The sequence below is a fragment of the Sphingomonas sanguinis genome (assembly GCF_001476905.1).
Taxonomy (GTDB): Bacteria; Pseudomonadota; Alphaproteobacteria; order Sphingomonadales; family Sphingomonadaceae; genus Sphingomonas; species Sphingomonas sanguinis_B.
The window spans coordinates 1-1,367 of the sequence record NZ_LDTE01000020.1; the positions used below are offsets into that span (position 1 = coordinate 1).

Genomic DNA, 1,367 nt, shown 5'->3' on the forward strand with positions numbered 1-1,367 from the left:
TGTGTGGACGACCCCTGCGGTGCAAGAGCTTTCGTGCGGCGATGAGCACCGGTCGGATGCATCCATGTGTTCGGCCTGTTCGTGCAGCACCGCATGGCTGCTGGCCCTGATGAAGTCCGCGGATCGGATCCCTAATCACGTCATCGCGCTCGAAGCGCTCTGCTCCCCTGGGTTTGTTCGATCCCCGGTCTGACCGGTTTGTCATCACCACTCAGCTGCCCTTACACCATCCTGCCGGCCGCTCAGCGGTCGGCGAGGACAGCGGTCACGCGGCAGCTGCCGCGTAGACCTCCTTGCGCGCCATCACCGCCCAGGCGATCCGCGCTGTCTTGTTGGCGAGCCCGACGGTCGCGATTTTCACCGGCTTGCGCTCGAGCAGTCGCGCTAGCCACGGCTGTCGGCTGGCATCCTTGCGCGCCATACGCATCACCGCGGTCGCGCCGACGACCAGCAGCTTGCGGAGGTACCCGTCGCCCTGCTTGCTGATCCCGCCAAGCCGCTCCTTTCCGCCGGAGCTATGGGGCCGCGGTGTGAGGCCTAGCCATGCCGCGAACTGGCGGCCGGAGCGGAATAGCGATGCATCGGGTACAGCCGCGGCGATTGCCGACGCGGTGATCGGACCGATGCCGGGAATGGTCGCGAGCCGGCGGCTGGTGTCATCGGCACGGTGCCAGGCGAGGATCTGTGTCTCAAGCCGGTCGACCTCGCTTGCCAGCGATCGCAGTTGAGCACCGATGGTATGCAGCGCTGACCGGGCATATGCTGGCAGCTTCTCCTGCCCCTCGTGAAGGAGCTTCATGAGCGCGGTGACACCGCCCGGCCCCTTGCTGGTGACGATCCCGTACTCCGACAGGTGCGCCCGCAACGCATTGATCAGTGCGGTTCGCTGTCGCACCAGCAGATCACGGGTCTTGTGGAGCATCAGCACCGCCTGCTGATCGACGCTCTTCACCGCCACGAACCTCATCGTCGGCCGGGTTACAGCCTCGCAGATCGCTTCGGCATCCGCGGCGTCGGTCTTCCCGCGTTTCACGTATGGCTTCACATAGGCCGGCGGCATCAGTCGGACATCATGGCCCAGCGCTAAAAGCTCTCGGCCCCAATGGTGTGCCGACGCGCATGCCTCCATCCCTACCAGGCATGGCGGCAACGATGAGAAGAACTTCAGTACCTCGCCGCGCCGGAGCTGCCGCCGCACCAACACCTTTCCATCAGAGCCAATCGCGTGGACCTGAAACACGTTCTTCGCCAGATCGACACCGACGGTCACGACATCCTGCTGCATGGATCGACTCCTAGACGTGGCTCAACGACCACATCATTGCACAGCTACGCTGGTGCAGGGGCCGTCCAACCCATCACGTCAC

2 protein-coding genes are annotated in these 1,367 nt (G+C 64.6%); one reads left to right on the forward strand and one right to left on the reverse strand.

Annotation, left to right across the window (positions count from 1 at the left end):
* The coding region (locus SB4_RS20190; protein ID WP_206597984.1) for a hypothetical protein at positions 1 to 193 on the forward strand (193 nt) is incomplete at its 5' end.
* 72 nt (positions 194 to 265) lie between these two features.
* On the opposite strand, the gene SB4_RS04260 is transcribed toward SB4_RS20190, so the two are convergent.
* Positions 266 to 1,285 (reverse strand): IS110 family RNA-guided transposase, encoded by a 1,020-nt coding sequence (locus tag SB4_RS04260; protein WP_058734828.1) that lies wholly within the window; start codon positions 1,283 to 1,285, stop codon positions 266 to 268.
* Positions 1,286 to 1,367: the final 82 nt, after the last annotated feature.